The following is an 18,009-nucleotide window of genomic DNA, read 5'->3' as shown; positions in this document are numbered from 1 at the left end:
GTGCCGCGCCGACACAACGAGGTTGCCGTACCCATGCGCCACGCTGAAGGAGCTCGCGGTGAGTTCTGACAAGACGCTCGCCTTCGAGACCGATTGCCACATCTTCGATGGGTGCGGCTTCCCGAGCCCGGGCCTCCACTCCTTTGTTTTCAAGCCCCTCTTCACTGTCGGTGGCCTTGAGGTCAACAAGGCGATGCTGCTCGCCGTGCTGAGCACGGTCATCGTCGTCGGCTTCTTCTGGCTCGCTTTCGGCAAGGCCAAGGTCGTGCCGGGCAAGCTGCAGATGGTGGGCGAGGCGGGCTACGACTTCGTCCGCAAGGGCATCGTCTATGAGGCTCTCGGCAAGAAGGAGGGCGAGAAGTACGTCCCCTTCATGGTCGCGCTGTTCTTCTTCGTCTGGCTGATGAACCTCTGGTCCATTGTCCCGGTGGCCCAGTTCCCGGTGACGTCGATCATCGCCTTCCCGGCCGCCCTGGCCCTGATCGTCTACGTCCTGTGGATGTACCTGACGTTCAGCAAGCACGGTTTCGTCGGCGGAATGAAGAACATCACGGGCTACGACAAGTCACTCGGCGCGATCCTGCCGCTGATCGTCGTGCTGGAATTCTTCTCGAACGTGCTCGTGCGGCCGTTCACGCACGCGGTCCGGCTCTTCGCGAACATGTTCGCGGGCCACCTGCTGATCGTGATGTTCACGATCGCCAGCTGGTACCTGCTCAACGGCATCGGCATCGCTTACGCCGGCGTCTCGTTCGTGATGACGATCCTGATGACCGCATTCGAGCTCTTCATCCAGGCCGTCCAGGCGTATGTCTTCGTCCTCCTGGCCTGCACCTACGTGCAGGGTGCGCTCGCCGAGCACCACTGAGCACCCCGCCTCCCCCGAGTCCACTAGACGTCCGGTGGCCAACCCCCACCGGTCCGTGAAAGAGAAGGAAGAACCGGCATGTCCGCTCTCGAAATGGTCAACATCGCCGCTGACAAGGGCGTTACCGGCTCGCTCGGCTCCATCGGCTACGGCCTTGCGGCCATCGGCCCCGGCGTCGGCGTCGGCATCATCTTCGGTAACGGCACCCAGGCCCTCGCCCGGCAGCCCGAGGCCGCCGGCCTGATCCGCGCCAACCAGATCATGGGCTTCGCCTTCTGTGAGGCGCTCGCCCTGATCGGCATCGTCATGCCGTTCGTGTTCGGTAAGTGATCTCCACTTACTGACACCTTTTATCGACGAAAGGCACTGATGTGATCGCCCTGGCACAGCTGGCTGCCGAGGAGCAGAACCCCCTCGTACCGCCGATTCCAGAGCTCGTCATCGGCCTGATCGCCTTCGCGATCGTCTTCCTCTTCCTCGCCAAGAAGCTCCTCCCGAACATCAACAAGGTTCTGGACGAGCGCCGTGCGGCGATCGAAGGCGGCATGGAGAAGGCCGAGGCCACCCAGGCCGAGGCGCAGCAGGTCCTTGAGGACTACCGTGCTCAGCTCGCGGACGCTCGCCACGAGGCCGCGCGGCTGCGCCAGGAGGCGCAGGAGCAGGGCGCCACGCTCATCGCTGAGATGCGCGCGGAGGGTCAGCGGCAGCGCGAAGAGATCATCGCCGCTGGTCACGCCCAGATCGAGGCCGACCGCAAGCAGGCCGCGCTCGCGCTGCGCCAGGACGTGGGCAAGCTCGCCACCGACCTGGCCGGCAAGCTCGTCGGCGAGTCCCTTGAGGACAGCGCCCGGCAGAGCCGCACCATCGACCGCTTCCTCGACGGCCTTGAGGACGGCGCGGCGAAGACCGAGGCGGCCCGATGAATGGGGCGAGCCGCGACGCGCTGGCCTCCGCACGGGAGCGGCTCGACGCGCTGACGGACAGCACGTCCGTCGACGCGGCGGCGCTCGCCGAGGAGCTGGCCGCTGTCACCTCGCTGCTCGACCGCGAGGTGTCGCTGCGCAGGGCCCTGACCGACCCGGCGCAGTCCGGTGAGGCCAAGGCCGAGCTGGCCCGCCGGCTGCTCGGCGGACAGCTGGGCGGCGAAGCCCTCGACCTGGTCGCGGGCATGGTCCGCTCCCGCTGGTCGCGCTCGCGTGACCTCGCTGACGCGGTCGAGGAGCTGGCGTCCGGCGCCGACCTCATCGCCGCTCAGCGCGGCGGGGCGCTGGACGACGTGGAAGACGAGGTGTTCCGGTTCGGCCGGATCGTCTCCTCCTCCACGGAGCTGCGGTCCGCTCTCACCGCGAAGGGCGCGCACGCGGGCGCCGGACCGGCCAAGGCGGAACTGCTCCGTACGCTGCTCGGGGGCCGGGTCAACCCCGTCACCGAGCGGCTGCTGACCCGCCTTGTCACCCAGCCGCGGGGACGTAGCCTGGAAGCAGGGCTCGACGCCCTCTCCAAGCTGGCTGCGGACCGTCGCAGCCGGGTGGTCGCCGTGGTGACCTCCGCGGTTCCGCTCACCGACCAGCAGAAGCAGCGCCTGGGCGCCGCGCTGGGCAGGGTGTACGGACGTGCGGTGCACCTGAACCTCGATGTGGACCCCAGCGTCCTCGGCGGGGTCACGGTGCGCATCGGCGACGAGGTCATCAACGGGAGCATCGCCGACCGTCTCGATGAGGCGACCCGGCGCATGGCCGGCTGACCAGCCACCAACTCAACAAGCATTGCTAGCGGCCCGAGTTGGGCCGACTGAGTCCTCTGGGGGGTAGCCCCCAGACCCCCAGAAACACTTCGGGCCCAACAAGGAGAGCAGGGAACCCAGATGGCGGAGCTCACGATCCGGCCGGAGGAGATCCGGGACGCACTGGAGAACTTTGTCCAGGCGTACACGCCGGACGCGGCCTCGCGCGAGGAGGTCGGGACGGTCAGCGTTGCCGGCGACGGCATCGCGAAGGTCGAGGGTCTGCCCTCGGCCATGGCGAACGAGCTGCTGAAGTTCGAAGACGGCACCCTTGGCCTCGCCCTCAACCTTGAGGAGCGCGAGATCGGTGCGGTCGTCCTCGGCGAGTTCAGCGGCATCGAGGAGGGCCAGCCGGTGACGCGCACCGGTGAGGTGCTCTCCGTCGCTGTTGGCGAGGGCTACCTGGGTCGCGTTGTCGACCCGCTCGGCGCCCCGATCGACGGCCTCGGCGAGATCGAGACCGATGGCCGGCGCGCGCTGGAGCTGCAGGCCCCGGGCGTCATGGTCCGTAAGTCGGTGCACGAGCCGATGCAGACCGGCCTCAAGGCCGTCGACGCGATGACCCCGATCGGCCGTGGCCAGCGTCAGCTGATCATCGGCGACCGCCAGACGGGCAAGACCGCCCTGGCCGTCGACACGATCATCAACCAGCGCGACAACTGGCGTTCCGGCGACCCGAAGAAGCAGGTCCGCTGCATCTACGTCGCGATCGGCCAGAAGGGCTCCACCATCGCCGGCGTGCGCGGCGCGCTGGAGGAGGCGGGCGCGCTGGAGTACACGACGATCGTCGCGGCTCCGGCTTCCGACCCGGCCGGCTTCAAGTACCTCGCCCCGTACACCGGCTCGGCCATCGGCCAGCACTGGATGTACCAGGGCAAGCACGTCCTCATCGTCTTCGATGACCTCTCGAAGCAGGCCGACGCCTACCGCGCCGTGTCCCTGCTGCTGCGCCGCCCGCCGGGCCGTGAGGCCTACCCGGGTGACGTCTTCTACCTGCACTCGCGGCTGCTGGAGCGTTGCGCCAAGCTCTCCGACGACCTCGGTGCCGGTTCGATGACCGGTCTGCCGATCGTCGAGACCAAGGCGAACGACGTGTCGGCGTTCATTCCGACCAACGTCATCTCCATCACCGACGGCCAGTGCTTCCTGGAGTCCGACCTGTTCAACGCGGGCCAGCGCCCGGCGCTGAACGTCGGTATCTCGGTCTCCCGTGTCGGTGGCTCCGCCCAGCACAAGGCCATGCGGCAGGTCTCCGGCCGACTCCGCGTGGACCTCGCCCAGTACCGCGAGCTGGAGGCGTTCGCCGCCTTCGGTTCCGACCTGGACGCGGCCTCCAAGGCGTCGCTGGAGCGCGGTAAGCGCATGGTCGAGCTGCTGAAGCAGGGCCAGTACGCCCCGTACTCCACCGAGGACCAGGTCGTCTCCATCTGGGCCGGTACGTCCGGCAAGATGGACGAGGTGCCGGTCGAGGACATCCGCCGGTTCGAGCGCGAGCTGCTCGACTACCTGCACCGTGAGCGCAAGGAGCTGATGACGTCGATCCGCGAGGGCGGCAAGATGTCGGACGACACCCTGCAGGCGATCGCCGAGGCCATCGCCACCTTCAAGCAGCAGTTCGAGACCTCGGACGGCAAGCTGCTGGGTGAGGGCTGAGCATGGGCGCGCAGGTACGGGTATATAAGCGCCGCATCAAGTCCGTCACGGCCACCAAGAAGATCACCAAGGCGATGGAGATGATCTCCGCGTCGCGCATCGTCAAGGCGCAGCGGCAGGTCGACGCCTCATCGCCGTACGCGAATGAGCTCACTCGCGCGGTGACAGCGGTGGCCACGGGCTCCAACACCAAGCATCCGCTGACCACCGAGGTGGACCGGCCGACCCGGGCCGCGGTACTGCTCATCACGAGCGACCGCGGACTGGCCGGCGGCTACTCCTCCAACGCCATCAAGGCGGCCGGGCAGCTCACTGAGCGGCTCACCGCGGAGGGCAAGGAGGTCCGGCCGTACATCGTCGGGCGTAAGGGTGTGGCCTACTACGGATTCCGCGAGCGCGAGGTCGTCGAGTCCTGGACAGGCTTCACCGACAACCCGACGTACGCCGACGCCAAGAAGGTCGCGGCCCCGCTGATCGAAGCCGTCGTCAAGGACACGGCTGAGGGTGGCGTGGATGAGCTGCACATCATCTTCACCGAGTTCGTGTCGATGATGACGCAGACGCCGGTCGACAAGCGGCTGCTTCCGCTGAGCCTCGAAGAGGCGAACGAGCACGCGGAGAAGTCGGGCGCGGCCAAGGACGAGATCCTTCCGCTCTTCGACTTCGAACCGTCGGCGGAGGACGTCCTTGACGCTTTGCTGCCGCGGTACGTCGAAAGCCGCATTTTCAACGCGCTGCTGCAGTCGGCTGCTTCCAAGCACGCCGCCACCCGCCGCGCGATGAAGTCGGCGACCGACAACGCGGAAGATCTGATCAAGTCGCTCACGCGGCTTGCGAACGCGGCCCGCCAGGCCGACATCACCCAGGAAATCAGCGAGATCGTCGGTGGCGCGAGTGCTCTGGCCGACGCGACCGCGGGGAGTGACTGACATATGACCACCACTGTTGAGCCGACCGCTCCTGCCGGCGTGGCCACGGGCCGCGTCTCGCGGGTCATCGGCCCGGTCGTCGACGTGGAGTTCCCCGTCGACGCGATGCCGGAGATCTACAACGCGCTGACCGTCGAGGTCGCCGATCCGGCGGAGGACGGGAAGCTCAAGAAGCTGACCCTTGAGGTCGCGCAGCACCTGGGCGAGGGCCTGGTCCGCGCCATCTCGATGCAGCCGACCGACGGTCTGGTCCGCCAGGCCGCCGTCACCAACACCGGCAACGGCATCACGGTGCCCGTCGGGGACATCACCAAGGGCAAGGTGTTCAACACCCTTGGCGAGATCCTCAACGACTCGGAGGCCAATGCCCAGGTCACCGAGCGCTGGCCGATCCACCGCAAGGCCCCGGCCTTCGACCAGCTTGAGTCGAAGACCGAGATGTTCGAGACCGGCCTGAAGGTCGTCGACCTGCTGACCCCGTACGTCAAGGGCGGCAAGATCGGTCTGTTCGGTGGTGCGGGCGTCGGCAAGACCGTCCTCATCCAGGAAATGATCATGCGTGTGGCGAAGCTGCACGAGGGCGTTTCCGTGTTCGCCGGTGTCGGCGAGCGCACCCGTGAGGGCAACGACCTCATCGACGAGATGACCGAGTCGGGCGTCCTGGAGAAGACCGCGCTGGTCTTCGGCCAGATGGACGAGCCGCCGGGCACCCGTCTGCGGGTCGCGCTGGCCGGTCTGACCATGGCGGAGTACTTCCGCGATGTGCAGAAGCAGGACGTGCTGTTCTTCATCGACAACATCTTCCGCTTCACCCAGGCCGGTTCCGAGGTCTCCACGCTGCTCGGCCGCATGCCGTCCGCGGTGGGTTACCAGCCGAACCTCGCGGACGAGATGGGCCTCCTCCAGGAGCGCATCACCTCGACCCGTGGTCACTCGATCACCTCGATGCAGGCGATCTACGTCCCCGCGGACGACCTGACCGACCCCGCCCCGGCGACCACCTTCGCGCACCTCGACGCGACGACGGTGCTCTCCCGGCCGATCTCGGAGAAGGGCATCTACCCGGCGGTCGACCCGCTGGACTCGACGTCCCGCATCCTGGACCCGCGGTACATCACGCAGGAGCACTACGACTGCGCCTCCCGCGTCCGGCGGATTCTGCAGAAGTACAAGGACCTGCAGGACATCATCGCGATCCTCGGTATCGACGAGCTGGGCGAGGAGGACAAGCTCACCGTCCACCGCGCCCGTCGTATCGAGCGCTTCCTGTCGCAGAACACCCACGCGGCGAAGCAGTTCACCGGTCTCGACGGCTCGGACGTCTCGCTGGACGAGTCCATCTCGGCGTTCAACTCGATCGCCGACGGTGAGTTCGACCACTTCCCCGAGCAGGCGTTCTTCATGTGTGGTGGCCTGGACGACCTCAAGGCCAAGGCCAAGGAGCTGGGTGTCGCCTGACGGCGCCGCTCAGCTGAGAGGGGCGGGTGTGTCCCGCCCCTCTCGTTACGCCCACTAGAATTTGACCCAACACCCGGCATAACGGCCGGGTGACGACCCGAGGAGCCACGTTGGCTGCTGAGCTGCACGTCGAGCTGGTCGCGGCGGACCGGAGTGTCTGGTCCGGCGAGGCCTCCTTGGTCATCGCGCGCACCACATCGGGTGACATCGGCGTCATGCCCGGCCACCAGCCGCTTCTCGGCGTGCTGGAGTCCGGTCCGGTGACCATCCGTACGAAGGACGGCGGGACGGTGATCGCCGCGGTGCACGGCGGTTTCATCTCGTTCGCCGATGACAAGCTCTCCCTTCTCGCTGAGATCGTTGAGCTGTCTGATGAGATCGATGTTCAGCGCGCGGAGCGGGCGCTGGAGCGGGCCAAGGCGGAGGCGGACGACGCCGCCGAGCGGCGCGCCGATGTCCGGCTGCGTGCGGTGACGGGCGCGCACTGAGCCGGTCACTGATACGTACGATCCTCAGCCGCGGACCCCGCTGGAGCCTGCTCCAGCGGTCCGCGGCTGAGGCGATGCAGGTGCGGGGTATCCGGATGACGCGAGGAGGTCGGTGAAGATGGTCCTCGCTCTGCTTGTGAGCGGCGCGGTCGTCGTGCTCGTGCTGCTGGGGCTCTTCGTGTTCGGGCTGCGGAGACGGTTGATCCAGCGGTCTGGAGGGACCTTCGACTGCAGCCTGCGGTGGGATGTGCCCGTGCCGGTGGACGCCGAAGCCGAAGCCGTGGCAGGCGGCGGTGCGGCCGAGCCGAGCGGCAAGGGCTGGGTGTACGGGGTCGCCCGCTACAACGGTGACCGGGTGGAGTGGTTCCGCGTCTTCTCTTACGCGCCGCGCCCGCGCCGGCTCCTTGAGCGCGCGGCGATCGAGGTGATCGCGCGCCGCACTCCCCAGGGCGAGGAGGAGCTGGCGCTGCTGTCGGACGCGGTGGTTCTGACGTGTACCCATCAGGGCGTCCGCCACGAGCTGGCCATGAGCGAGGACGCCCTGACGGGCTTCCTGGCCTGGCTGGAAGCCGCGCCCCCGGGCCAACGAGTCAATGTGGCTTAAGTAGGGGCGCTCGTTGGTTGGGGGCACCTTCCAGACGGAGTCTGGGGGAGGGGGAATGTGGCCTAGGCGGAGGGCTTTCTTGGACTGAGGGTGTCCTGCGGCTGCGGACGGGTGAGCGGTGTCCTCAATCGCCGGACGGGCTGGTAAATCCAGCCCGTCCGGCGATTGAGGACGATTCGGGAACGGGCGGCAGGAAGCCGGCCCGCACAGGCACTCCGGCCCCGCCCGGTGAGGGCACAGGCGAGAGGACCGGGCAGTCGGCGGGCGGTGCCGACTGTCCGGTCCTCGGGTTTCGGTTCCCGGTCCTCGTCCTCGTGGGGAGAAAGAGGACCGGCGGCGGGCCGGGCCGGTGGAGACGTGGGGCCCGCCGCCCAGGCGCTAGCGCAGGCCGCTGTCGATGGCCGTCATCAGTTCGCCGTTGCTGGTGTCGCCGCTGAATTCCCAGAAGAACGAGCCGCCGAGGCTCTGGTCCTTCACGTACGACATCTTCCCGGCGATGGTGGCCGGGGTGTCGTAGCTCCACCACTGGGTGCCGCAGTGGGCGTACGCGGTTCCGGCGACCGTGCCGTTGGCCGGGCAGCGGTCCTTGAGGTCCTTGTAGTCCTCGATGCCCGCCTCGTACTTGCCCGGTGCCGCGCCCGTCGCGGTGCCACCCGGCTCCTTCTGGGTCACGCCCGTCCAGCCCCGGCCGTAGAAGCCGATGCCGAGCAGCAGCTTGCTTGCCGGTACGCCCTTGCCCTTGAGTTTCTGGATGGCGGCGTCGGAGTTGAAGCCCTGGATGGGAATGCCGTTGTAGCCGTACAGCGGGGAGTGCGGGGCGGTCGGGCCCTTGGCCTCCCAGGCGCCGAAGAAGTCGTACGTCATGACGTTGTACCAGTCGCTGTACTGGGCGGCGCCGCCGTAGTCGGCGAGGTCCAGCTTGCCGCCCTTCGAGCCGTCAGCGGTGATCGCCGCGGTGACCAGGTTGTCGGAGCCGAAGCGGGCGCGCATCGCCTTCATCATCTCCGTGAACGCCCCGGGACCGCTGCTGTCGCAGGTCAGGCCGCAGGCGTTGGGGTATTCCCAGTCCAGGTCGATGCCGTCGAAGACATCGGCCCAGCGCGGGTCCTCGACCAGCTTGTGGCAGGAGTCGGCGAAGGCGGCGGGGTTCTTGACCGCGTCGGTGAAGCCGCCGGACCAGGTCCAGCCGCCGAACGACCAGATGATCTTGATGTTCGGGTACTGCTGCTTGAGCTTGCGGAGCTGGTTGAAGTTGCCGCGCAGCGGCTGGTCCCAGGTGTCGGCCTTGCCGTCGACGCTCTGGTCGGCGGTGTACGCCTTGTCGTAGTCGGCGTACGCGTCGCCGATGGTGCACTTGCCGCCCTGGACGTTGCCGAAGGCGTAGTTGATGTGGGTGAGCTTGGCGGCGGAGCCGGAGGTCACCAGGTTCTTGACGTGGTAGTTGCGCTGGTAGACGCCCCAGTTGGTGAAGTAGCCGAGCTTCTTCTTGTCACCGACGGGCGGCTCGCCGCCGCCGCCGGTGGTGCGTACCGTGCGCGGGCCGCTGGCCGGACCGACCTGGTCGGCGGTGTCGCGGGCCACGACGGTGTACGCGTAGTCGGTGCCGGCCTTCAGGCCGGTGTCGGTGTAGCTGGTGCCGGTGACCGTGCCGACCTTGGTGCCGCCGCGCAGGACGTCGTAGTTCTTGACGCCCTTGTCGTCGGTGGCGGCCGTCCAGCTGAGCTTCACGGAGGTGTCGGTGATGTCGCTCGCGGTCGGGGTGCCGGGGGCGCTCGGCGGGGTGTCGCCGGGCTGCGAACCGCCGTCACACGCTCCGCCGTTGAGCTTGCAGCCGGTGGGAGCGCCGCCGCCGGTCCCGTTGAAGCCGAAGGTGACGCTCGCGCCGGGCGCGAGGCTGCCGTTCCAGCTGAGGTTCTTGGCGGTGTAGTGGCCGCTCGCGCTGGTGACGGACGCGTCCCAGTGGGAGGTGACGGTCGTACCGGAGGGGAAGTCCCACTCGACGGTCCAGCTGCTGAGGGTGGTGGTGCCGGTGTTCTTGACGGTCCACTTGCCTTCGAAGCCGTTGCCCCAGTCGGAGGTCTTGGCGTACGTGGCGGTGGCGGACTCGGCGGCCTGGGCGGGAGTGGCCAGGCCGACGAGCGCGGCGAGCGGGAGGAGCAGTGCGACGAGAGCCGCGGTTGTTCTGTGCCGGGTCAGTCTGATGCGTCTGACGATCCTTCTTCTCACAGGGGCTCCTGGAACTCGGTCCGGACAGCGGGTCCGGAGTTCGGGGGGTTGAGTTCTTCGCGAAACGTGCGCCGCCCAGTAAGCGTCATTGTCATGACTCGCTCACTAAAGATGTGAAGGGAGCGTAAGAAGGTCTGGACCATTGAGTCAAGAGGTCTGGACCAAAGTGAAACAACGATCAACCACCGGGGAGGCCGGCCGCCCGCCCCTCACCGTGGAGGTCCGTGCCGGTAAGGGCGCCCCTTACCGCGGTGGGGCCGTGGCGTCCAACTCCTGCGCCAGCACCGCCGCCTGCACCCGGCTGCGCAGCTCCAGCTTCCCCAGCAACCGGCTGACATGTGTCTTCACCGTGGCCTCCGCCATCGCGAGGCGGTCGGCGATCTCCGCGTTGGACAGGCCCTCCCCGAGGCAGCCGAACACCTCGCGTTCGCGGCGGGTCATCACATCGAGCACCGACTGGTCGGGGGCGTGCGCGCCCCTGGCGGGCCTGCCCCGGCCGAACTCCTCGATCAGCCGCCGGGTCACCGCGGGCGCGATCAGCCCCTCACCGCGCGCCACCGTCCTGACGGCCGCCAGCAGTTCACCCGCGTCACTGTCCTTGAGCAGGAAACCGGCGGCCCCGGCGCGCAGCGCGCCGAAGACGTAGTCATCGAGGTCGAACGTGGTGAGCACGAGGACGTCGGCCAGCCCCTCGGCCACGACCTGGGCGGTCGCCGACACCCCGTCGAGGCGGGGCATCTGCACATCCATCAGAACGAGATCGGGGCGCAGCTCGCGCGCCATCGCCACCGCCTGCTCACCGTCGGCGGCCTCGCCGACCACCTCGATGTCGGGGGCGGAGCGCAGGATGAGCACCAGTCCGGCGCGTACGGAGGACTGGTCCTCGGCGACCAGGACCCTGACCGTGGTGGCGGGCGCGGCATCGGGCCCGGGAGCCTCCGGCGCCGGGCTGGTGGGACGTCGGCCTGCTGCGTGAGTCATCGTGCTGTCTCCTCCTCGACGGGCAATACGGCCCGTACCTGCCAGACCTTCTCCTGTCCCACGGCCTCCGGGCCCGCGGTGAACTCCCCGCCGAGCAGGGCCACCCGCTCCCGCATGCCGATGAGCCCGGCGCCGGAGCCGGGTGCCCGCGGGCCGCCCCGCTCGCCGAGCGGGCTGGTCACCCGGACACACAGCGGCCCCGGAGCCTCCCGCGTCAGCCGCACCCTGACCTCGCCGGGTCCGGCGTGCTTCAGGGCGTTCGTCAGCGCCTCCTGGACGATGCGGTACGCGGCCAGCCCGACGGGCGCGGGCATGGGAGCGTCGGTCTCGGCGCGCTCATCGCTCAGTACGAAGCTCAGCCCGTTCTGCCGGCCGGTGCGTCCGGCCCGGCTGACGAGGGCGTCCAGGCCGTCGAGCGTGGGCGCCGCCGTGGGTTCGGATTCGCCGCTCGCGTCCCTCAGCAGCCCGATGAGGCGGCGCATTTCGGCCAGCCCCTGCACGCTGTTCTCCCGTATCACCCCGAGCGCCTTCTCCGTCGCCTCCGGGTCGGCCAGTGACTGCGCCGCCGTCGAGTGGATGGCGATGGCGGACAGATGCCCGGCGACCATGTCGTGCAGCTCGCGCGCCATCCGGGCGCGTTCGCCCGCGATGGCTTCCCTGCGGTCGAGCTCGGCGAGCAGCGCGGTGCGTTCGGCCTCCAGGCGCGCGGCCGCGGCGGCTTCCCTGTGGTTGCGGATGATCGCGGCTGTCCACGCCGGGACGATGGTGATCATCGCCGTGGCGAACCCGAGCAGCAGGGCCTCCGGGTCGCGGAAGCCGACCAGGGTGCCGACGGTGACGAGCGCCGTGATCAGGTAGCAGTCGCGGGGGATGCGGCGGGCCGCGGCGGGGGAGCCGTACAGCACCGCCGCGTAGATCAGGTCCGTGAACATCAGCACGGTCGCGACGAGCGTGCCGGTGCACAGGTCCAGGCCCAGGGCGAGGGTGCCGATCGCCAGGCCGGTCTGCGGTGCCGTACGGCGCAGCAGCTCCGCCCCGGACATGACGGCCAGCGCGACCAGCGACAGCCAGGACGGCAGGCCGAACGCGGGCGGGCTGTTGTGCAGGCCGAGCAGCCACAGGACCACCCCGCCGACCAGCCCGGAGACGCTGATCAGCACATCGTCCTGATGCGGGCGGACCAGGGGAAGGCGTGGCATGGGTCCATCACAGCATGCGGTGGGGGAGCGGGGCGTCCGCTCCCGGTCGGGCGTGGGCGGTGGCGCGGTACACCGAAGGATGCAGTTCCGGTTCGTCACCTGCGACGACGCGCGCGGGCGGCGCCTGGCTGAGGCTGGAGTGACCAAGGCGCCGACGGGGGCAGGGCGCCGGCTCACGGCCGGTGGCGAAGACCGGCGCGGCAAGACCGATGGACCGCGGCAAGACCAGCGGACCGCGGCAAGACCGACGGACTGGGAAGCGGGAAGAGATGCCGTGATCGTGACCATGATCGTGATCGCCGAGGTGGGCTTCTGGGTCCTGCTCGCCGGCGGCCTGGCCCTCCGCTACCCGCTGAAACGGCCGCGCGCGGGAGCCGCCGTGCTGCTGTGCGAGCCGGTGCTTGAGCTGGTCCTGCTGATCGTGACCGCCATCGACCTGCGGCAGGGCGCGACCGCCGACACCAAGCACGGGCTCGCCGCCGTCTATATCGGCTTCTCCGTCGGCTTCGGCCACTACACGGTCCAGTGGGCGGACAGGCACTTCGCGTACCGCTTCGCCGGTGGCCCGCGCCCCGCCAAGCCGCCCCGGTACGGGAAGGCGCGCGTCATCCACGAGTGGCGGCTGGCCGGACGTACGGTCCTGGCCGCTGCCGTCGCCGCGGCGCTGCTCCAGGGCGCCATCTGGTACGTCGGCGACGCGGACCGGACAGCGGCGCTGCGGGACTGGTTCTCGTCGCTGGGCTTGGTCACCGGCATCTCGCTGGCCATCGCCGTCGCGGCCACGATCTGGCCGAAAAAGGCCCCTGCGGGAGCGGAAAGCGCGCGGGAGCGGGACGAGGTCGTGGCGCATGAGCGGCACGACGTGGAGGCGCCGCCGCGTTAGGCCGGGACCGGCGGGTCGCGCCGGGGGAGTCCCTGTCCGTGCGTCGCGGGCTGCGGGTGTGTCGTGGCTGGTCGCGCGGTTCCCCGCGCCCCTGCCGGGGCACCTCCGCCGGAAACCCCTGGCGGACCAGGGGGCCGGGGTGTCACCCCCTGGCTCCCCGGCCTGGCGCCGTGGCGCCCGGTTCTCGGTCTCTCCCGACCGCGTCCCCCGTCAGACCCTGTCAGACCCGCGCCGTGAACGTGGTGGTGACCGTGGGGCTGCTGGTCAGCGTTCGCCGCCCGGCACCCAGAGCACGTCGCCGGTCTCCTTGTTGGCCACCCTGGCGAGGATGAACAGCAGGTCGGAGAGCCGGTTGAGATACGTCGCCGTGAGGGCGTTCATGGAGCCGTCCGCCTCGCTGGAGCCGTGTGCCTCCAGCGCGGCCCAGGTGGAGCGCTCGGCGCGGCGGACGATGGTGCACGCCTGGTGCAGCAGCGCCGCGCCCGGCGTGCCGCCCGGCAGGATGAAGCTCCGGAGCTTGTCCAGCTGCTCCAGATAGTGGTCGCAGTCCGCCTCCAGCTTGTCGATGTAGGACTGCTCGACGCGCAGCGGCGGGTACTTGGGGTCGGGGATCACCGGAGTCGACAGGTCGGCGCCCACATCGAAGAGGTCGTTCTGGACGCGTACGAGCACGCCGACGACCTCCTCCGGTAGCGAGCCGAGGGCGATGGCCACCCCGATCGCGGCGTTCGCCTCGTTCGCGTCGGCGTACGCCGCGATGCGGACGTCGGTCTTGGCGGTACGGCTCATGTCACCGAGCGCGGTGGTGCCCTTGTCGCCGGTGCGGGTGTAGATGCGCGTCAGATTGACCATGTCCCGAGCGTAGCCACGGCTAGGCCCCGGCGGACTTGAAGACGCGTGTGCCGACCATCACGGACAGCGCGCTCAGGGCGGCACCGGCCAGCACGCCGTACAGCATGGCGGTACCGGCGTAGTCGCCGACGAAGGCCGCCCGTACCGCGTCCACGAGGTAGCGGAACGGTATGAGGTGGGAGAGGACGTCCAGCCAGCCCGGGGCGAGCGCCATCGGCAGCATCAAGCCGGACAGCAGCATCGAGGGCATGGTGAGAGCGTTGATGGTCGGCCCGAACTCCTGCGGTGTGGTGACCTTCAGGGCCAGCGCGTACGAGAGCGAGGCCAGGGCGATGGTCAGCACGGCCACGAACCCCAGGCCGATCAGGATGCCGCCGACCGGCGCGCGCAGCCCCATCGCCAGCGAGGCGAGCACCAGCAGCACGGCCTGGCAGACGAACAGCGCCGCGTCCCGCAGCACCCGCCCCAGCAGCAGCGCCAGTCGGCTGACGGGCGTCACCCGCATCCGCTCCACGACGCCGTACTGCTTCTCGATGAGGACCGAGAACCCGCAGAACGAGGCGCCGAACAGGGCGAGTTGAAGCAGCAGGCCGGGCACGAGCACCTGCCAGGAGCTGGCGCCGGAACCGAGCGGCAGACCGGTGAGCAGCGGCCCGAAGAAGAGCAGATACAGCAGCGGCATCAGGGTGCCGAACAGCATCTGGAACTTCGAGCGCAGGGTCTGGCGGGCGTAGCGCCCGAAGACCAGCGCCGTGTCGGAGAGGAAAGCGGACAGCGGAGACATGCGGGGACTCCTCGTGCGGTGCTGACGGGTGCTGGGCAGCGCTGATGGGCGCGGTGCGGGGCGGCGTCACGGGGTGGTGCGGTGCGGCGTCGCGCGGGGCGTGTGGCGTCGCGCGGGCGCGGGCGCGTGGCGTCGTCCGGAGCCGGGGGCCAGGCGGGCGCGTGGCGTCAGACCGCGACCGGTGCGGCGTCCTGCGGGGTGGCGGGCCCGCGGCCCGTGATGGCGAGGAACGCCTCCTGGAGTGGGGCGCCGGGGGAGCCCGCGTACCGGGTCTTGAGATCGCTCGGGGTGCCCTCGGCCACGACGACCCCGTGGTCCACGATCACCAGCCGGTCGGCCAGCGCGTCGGCCTCGTCCAGGTAGTGGGTGGTGAGGAAGACCGTGGTGCCCTGCTCCGCGCGGATGCGGCGGACCAGGTCCCACAGGTCGGCGCGGCTGCGGGGGTCGAGCCCCGTGGTCGGCTCGTCGAGGAAGAGGACGGCGGGCCGGTGGGTGAGGCCCATGGCGATGTCGAGCCGCCGCCGCTGACCGCCGGAGAGGGCCGCCGCCTTGCGGTCGAGGAGGTCGGTCAGGCCGAGGTCGGCCGCCAGCTCGACGGCGCGCGCGGCGGCCTCTGCTTTGGGGAGGCGGTACAGCCGTGCCTGGGTGACGAGTTCCTCCCTGACCGTGAGCTGCGGGTCGACGCCGCCTGACTGGGCGACGTAGCCGCTGCTGCGCCGTACGCCCGCCGGGTCGCGAAAGAGGTCACAGCCCGCGACGGTGGCGGCGCCGCCGGTGGGCGGAAGCAGGGTGGTGAGCATCCGCAAGGTGGTCGTCTTGCCCGCGCCGTTCGGCCCGAGGAAGCCGAGGATCTCACCCGTCTCGACCCGCAGGTCGATGCCGCGCACGGCTTCGACGGGGCCCTGCTTGGTGGTGAAGGTCCGGGTCAGCCCGATCGTGCTGATGATTGCCATGGCCCCAGAAAAACAGAGTCCCTTAATTTTTGCAATCGCCCCAAGTTTGGGCATCCACCACTGACAGCTACGATGAGCTCATGGCAGACGGGCTCAGGGAACGGAAGAAGCGGCAGACGAGGCAGCACATCTCGGACATGGCCACCGGGCTGTTCCTTGAGCGCGGCTTCGACGCGGTGACGATCGCGGAGATCGCCGAGGCGGCGAACGTCTCCGTCAACACCGTCTACAACTACTTTCCCGCCAAGGAGGACCTGTTCTTCGACCGCAGCAAGGGCGTCATCGACCGGCTGCCCCGGTACGTGCGCGGCCGTGAGCCGGGGGAGTCGGCCGCCGCCGCCGCGCTGCGCGAACTGCGGAACGAGGTGGAGTGCGTCTCGCCCACCATCGGGCTGTTCGACGGATATGAGCGCTTCATACGGGTCATCCAGGGCTCGCACACCCTCAAGGCCCGCCTCTGGTACCTCCAGCAGGAGATCGTCGAGGCCGTCGAGCGGATACTGCGCGAGGAGACGGGGGCCGACGCGGCCGACCCGCTGCCGTTGCTGATCGGCGGCCAGCTCGCCTGGATGCAGAGCACCGTCATGGGCTACGTCGGCCGCGAGATGGTCGCGGGCCGCAAGGCCGTCGAGGTCTCCCGCGACGCGCTCGTCCTGATGGATGAGATGGAGGAGCTCGTGAGCGACGCTGTCCTCAACTACGCGGTGCGGCCCGCCCGGTGACCGCTGCCGGTGTGATGTCCGTCATGTGAGACGTGACGCGCATCTCTTCCCCTGCCACAGGGGCCCTGACGAACGCTAAGGTCCGCCTCAGAGTCGATTTTTCAGTGTTCTCTGGGGACGTGCCGGTCCTCAGCAGGTGAGGGAGAAGCAGTGGCCAAGAAGCTCGCCGTCGTCGGGGCCGGACTCATGGGGTCCGGAATCGCCCAGGTCTCCGCCCAGGCGGGCTGGGACGTCGTGCTGCGCGATGTGACGGACGCGGCGTTGCGGCGCGGCAAGGACGGCATCGAGGCGTCGTACGCGAAGTTCGTCGCCAAGGGCAAGCTCGACGCCCAGGACGCCGAGCAGGCCCTGGCCCGCATCACCACCACCACCGACCTCGACGCCGCCGCCGACGCGGACATCGTGGTCGAGGCGATCTTCGAGAAGATCGAGGTCAAGCAGGAGATCTTCCGCACGCTCGACGGCCTGGTGAAGGACGAGACGATCCTCGCCTCCAACACCTCGGCCATCCCGATCACCAAGATCGCCGCGGCGACCGGGCGGCCGGAGCGGGTCGTCGGCACGCACTTCTTCTCGCCGGTGCCGATGATGAAGCTCTGTGAGCTCGTACGCGGCTACAAGACAAGCGACGAGACCCTCGCCGCGGCCCGCGCGTTCGCCGAGGGCATCGGCAAGACCTGCATCGTCGTCAACCGCGACGTCGCAGGCTTCGTGACCACCCGCCTCATCTCGGCGCTGGTGGTCGAGGCGGCCAAGCTGCACGAGTCCGGGGTCGCCACAGCCGAGGACATCGACACCGCCTGCAAGCTGGGCTTCGGTCACGCCATGGGCCCGCTGGCCACCGCCGACCTCACCGGCGTGGACATCCTGCTGCACGCCACCGACAACATCTACACGGAGTCCCAGGACGAGAAGTTCGCCCCGCCGGAGAGCATGCGCCGCATGGTCGACGCGGGCGACATCGGCCGCAAGAGCGGCCAGGGCTTCTACAAGCACGACTGAACAGACAGTACGACTGAGACGACCTGACGGGTACTCACCCCATGGGCTCACTCCATGGGGTGAATTCGGTATCGGTTCGCTCACGGGCGGCAACTTTGCCGTGTGAGGGGCAGTCAGTTCTGTAGACCTGCGAACGCGACGATCACACCTCGGGGAGCGTATATGCACATCAAGGGCGACCACGCTGAGCTGGTCGTCGGGGGCCGACTCGACATCCGTAGCGCGGCGGACGCCCGTACGGCCTTGCACACAGCCGTCGACTCCGGAGGCGGAGACCTCGTGCTCGACCTGTCCGCGCTCGACTCCTGGGATGCCACCGGACTCGGCGTCATCATGGGCGTGCACCGCAGGGCGGGCCGGGTGGGCAGGCGGCTCGTACTGCGCGGGGTGCCGCCGCAGATGCAGCGCCTGCTGGTGGCGACCAGGCTGCACCGCATCCTCGCCATCGAGGGCGGTCTGGAGATCGAGTCCCTGCCGCGTGTGTGAGCCCGTAGCGGTGGGGCACTCGCGCCCGGGCCCCCGCCGCGCGGCGCGGTGATCCTCACCATCCTGTGACGTCCGGGGCGGCGCGACGCACCCCCGGCTTCGTAGATACTGGGCGAAGGTTTAAGGTTCCAAACCGCC

The 18,009-nt window shown here is 69.3% G+C and carries 19 protein-coding genes; 13 read left to right on the top strand and 6 right to left on the bottom strand.

From position 1 onward, the window contains the following. Positions 1–58 precede the first annotated feature (58 nt). The 9 genes from atpB (at position 59) to AC5P1B_RS23160 (ending at position 7,783) form a co-directional block, all read left to right on the top strand. Positions 59–868: a F0F1 ATP synthase subunit A gene (atpB, locus tag AC5P1B_RS23200; protein ID WP_493889365.1), complete on the top strand. Its 810-nt coding sequence runs from the start codon at positions 59–61 to the stop codon at positions 866–868. 78 nt (positions 869–946) lie between these two features. Then, positions 947–1,198 (top strand): ATP synthase subunit c family protein, encoded by a 252-nt coding sequence (locus tag AC5P1B_RS23195; protein WP_493889363.1) that lies wholly within the window; start codon positions 947–949, stop codon positions 1,196–1,198. Between the two features lie 41 nt (positions 1,199–1,239). Then, positions 1,240–1,791 carry a F0F1 ATP synthase subunit B gene (locus AC5P1B_RS23190; protein WP_493889361.1) on the top strand — a complete coding sequence of 184 codons (552 nt, stop codon included), beginning with the start codon at positions 1,240–1,242 and terminating at the stop codon, positions 1,789–1,791. Then, positions 1,788–2,612, top strand: a complete 825-nt coding sequence (locus tag AC5P1B_RS23185) for a F0F1 ATP synthase subunit delta (RefSeq protein ID WP_493889359.1) — start codon at positions 1,788–1,790, stop codon at positions 2,610–2,612. The genes AC5P1B_RS23190 and AC5P1B_RS23185 overlap by 4 nt, the downstream gene beginning before the upstream one ends. A 120-nt stretch (positions 2,613–2,732) precedes the next feature. Beyond that, on the top strand, positions 2,733–4,304 hold the full coding sequence (atpA, locus tag AC5P1B_RS23180; RefSeq protein ID WP_493889358.1) for a F0F1 ATP synthase subunit alpha: 1,572 nt from the start codon (positions 2,733–2,735) through the stop codon (positions 4,302–4,304). A gap of 2 nt (positions 4,305–4,306) precedes the next feature. Next, positions 4,307–5,233, top strand: coding sequence for a F0F1 ATP synthase subunit gamma (locus tag AC5P1B_RS23175; RefSeq protein WP_493889356.1), 927 nt, complete (start codon positions 4,307–4,309; stop codon positions 5,231–5,233). Between the two features lie 3 nt (positions 5,234–5,236). After that, on the top strand, positions 5,237–6,691 hold the full coding sequence (atpD, locus tag AC5P1B_RS23170; RefSeq protein WP_493889354.1) for a F0F1 ATP synthase subunit beta: 1,455 nt from the start codon (positions 5,237–5,239) through the stop codon (positions 6,689–6,691). 110 nt (positions 6,692–6,801) lie between these two features. Next, entirely contained in the window at positions 6,802–7,179 is a 378-nt protein-coding gene (locus AC5P1B_RS23165; RefSeq protein WP_493889352.1) for a F0F1 ATP synthase subunit epsilon, read from the top strand. Between the two features lie 118 nt (positions 7,180–7,297). Further along, complete coding sequence (locus tag AC5P1B_RS23160) at positions 7,298–7,783, top strand: DUF2550 domain-containing protein (protein WP_493889351.1); 486 nt, start codon at positions 7,298–7,300, stop codon at positions 7,781–7,783. A 378-nt stretch (positions 7,784–8,161) separates the two neighbouring features. Here the strand turns inward: AC5P1B_RS23160 and AC5P1B_RS23155 are convergent, their stop codons facing one another. From AC5P1B_RS23155 to AC5P1B_RS23145, 3 genes are all read right to left on the bottom strand, one after another. Continuing rightward, positions 8,162–10,009: a glycoside hydrolase family 18 chitinase gene (locus AC5P1B_RS23155; protein WP_493889349.1), complete on the bottom strand. Its 1,848-nt coding sequence runs from the start codon at positions 10,007–10,009 to the stop codon at positions 8,162–8,164. A gap of 243 nt (positions 10,010–10,252) precedes the next feature. Beyond that, positions 10,253–10,990, bottom strand: a complete 738-nt coding sequence (locus AC5P1B_RS23150; RefSeq protein ID WP_493889347.1) for a response regulator — start codon at positions 10,988–10,990, stop codon at positions 10,253–10,255. Next, positions 10,987–12,189 (bottom strand): sensor histidine kinase, encoded by a 1,203-nt coding sequence (locus AC5P1B_RS23145; protein ID WP_493889345.1) that lies wholly within the window; start codon positions 12,187–12,189, stop codon positions 10,987–10,989. The genes AC5P1B_RS23150 and AC5P1B_RS23145 overlap by 4 nt, the downstream gene beginning before the upstream one ends. Before the next feature lie 274 nt (positions 12,190–12,463). On the opposite strand from AC5P1B_RS23145, the gene AC5P1B_RS23140 reads away from it, so the two are divergent. Beyond that, a complete protein-coding gene (locus tag AC5P1B_RS23140) occupies positions 12,464–13,072 on the top strand; it encodes a hypothetical protein (protein ID WP_493889343.1) in 609 nt (202 codons plus the stop codon). Positions 13,073–13,336: 264 nt separating this feature from the next. Here the strand turns inward: AC5P1B_RS23140 and AC5P1B_RS23135 are convergent, their stop codons facing one another. The 3 genes from AC5P1B_RS23135 to AC5P1B_RS23125 form a co-directional block, all read right to left on the bottom strand. Beyond that, a complete protein-coding gene (locus AC5P1B_RS23135) occupies positions 13,337–13,924 on the bottom strand; it encodes a cob(I)yrinic acid a,c-diamide adenosyltransferase (RefSeq protein WP_493889342.1) in 588 nt (195 codons plus the stop codon). A 19-nt stretch (positions 13,925–13,943) separates the two neighbouring features. After that, positions 13,944–14,708 (bottom strand): ABC transporter permease, encoded by a 765-nt coding sequence (locus AC5P1B_RS23130; RefSeq protein WP_493889341.1) that lies wholly within the window; start codon positions 14,706–14,708, stop codon positions 13,944–13,946. Positions 14,709–14,875: 167 nt separating this feature from the next. Beyond that, positions 14,876–15,661, bottom strand: coding sequence for an ABC transporter ATP-binding protein (locus AC5P1B_RS23125; RefSeq protein WP_493889340.1), 786 nt, complete (start codon positions 15,659–15,661; stop codon positions 14,876–14,878). Between the two features lie 80 nt (positions 15,662–15,741). Here AC5P1B_RS23125 and AC5P1B_RS23120 point away from each other — a divergent pair, with 80 nt between their 5' ends. The 3 genes from AC5P1B_RS23120 to AC5P1B_RS23110 all read left to right on the top strand — a co-directional run bounded on the left by AC5P1B_RS23120 (position 15,742) and on the right by AC5P1B_RS23110 (position 17,871). Then, a complete protein-coding gene (locus AC5P1B_RS23120; RefSeq protein ID WP_493889339.1) occupies positions 15,742–16,383 on the top strand; it encodes a TetR/AcrR family transcriptional regulator in 642 nt (213 codons plus the stop codon). Positions 16,384–16,533: 150 nt separating this feature from the next. Then, complete coding sequence (locus AC5P1B_RS23115; RefSeq protein WP_493889338.1) at positions 16,534–17,385, top strand: 3-hydroxyacyl-CoA dehydrogenase family protein; 852 nt, start codon at positions 16,534–16,536, stop codon at positions 17,383–17,385. Positions 17,386–17,547: 162 nt separating this feature from the next. Next, the gene (locus tag AC5P1B_RS23110) at positions 17,548–17,871 is read left to right on the top strand and encodes an STAS domain-containing protein (protein ID WP_493889337.1); all 324 of its coding nucleotides are present in this window, start codon (positions 17,548–17,550) and stop codon (positions 17,869–17,871) included. The last annotated feature ends 138 nt before the right edge of the window (positions 17,872–18,009 follow it).

Source organism: Streptomyces sp. A01 (assembly GCF_059026195.1).
This window is presented reverse-complemented; position numbering and strand designations above follow the sequence as displayed.

Coding starts and splice junctions, on each gene's coding strand:
- AC5P1B_RS23195 (WP_493889363.1), top strand. CDS start 947: ATGTCCGCTCTCGAAATGGTCAACATCGCCGCTGACAAGGGCGTTACC.
- AC5P1B_RS23185 (WP_493889359.1), top strand. CDS start 1,788: ATGAATGGGGCGAGCCGCGACGCGCTGGCCTCCGCACGGGAGCGGCTC.
- atpA (WP_493889358.1), top strand. CDS start 2,733: ATGGCGGAGCTCACGATCCGGCCGGAGGAGATCCGGGACGCACTGGAG.
- AC5P1B_RS23175 (WP_493889356.1), top strand. CDS start 4,307: ATGGGCGCGCAGGTACGGGTATATAAGCGCCGCATCAAGTCCGTCACG.
- atpD (WP_493889354.1), top strand. CDS start 5,237: ATGACCACCACTGTTGAGCCGACCGCTCCTGCCGGCGTGGCCACGGGC.
- AC5P1B_RS23160 (WP_493889351.1), top strand. CDS start 7,298: ATGGTCCTCGCTCTGCTTGTGAGCGGCGCGGTCGTCGTGCTCGTGCTG.
- AC5P1B_RS23150 (WP_493889347.1), bottom strand. CDS start 10,990: ATGACTCACGCAGCAGGCCGACGTCCCACCAGCCCGGCGCCGGAGGCT.
- AC5P1B_RS23145 (WP_493889345.1), bottom strand. CDS start 12,189: ATGCCACGCCTTCCCCTGGTCCGCCCGCATCAGGACGATGTGCTGATC.
- AC5P1B_RS23135 (WP_493889342.1), bottom strand. CDS start 13,924: ATGGTCAATCTGACGCGCATCTACACCCGCACCGGCGACAAGGGCACC.
- AC5P1B_RS23130 (WP_493889341.1), bottom strand. CDS start 14,708: ATGTCTCCGCTGTCCGCTTTCCTCTCCGACACGGCGCTGGTCTTCGGG.
- AC5P1B_RS23125 (WP_493889340.1), bottom strand. CDS start 15,661: ATGGCAATCATCAGCACGATCGGGCTGACCCGGACCTTCACCACCAAG.
- AC5P1B_RS23120 (WP_493889339.1), top strand. CDS start 15,742: ATGGCAGACGGGCTCAGGGAACGGAAGAAGCGGCAGACGAGGCAGCAC.
- AC5P1B_RS23110 (WP_493889337.1), top strand. CDS start 17,548: ATGCACATCAAGGGCGACCACGCTGAGCTGGTCGTCGGGGGCCGACTC.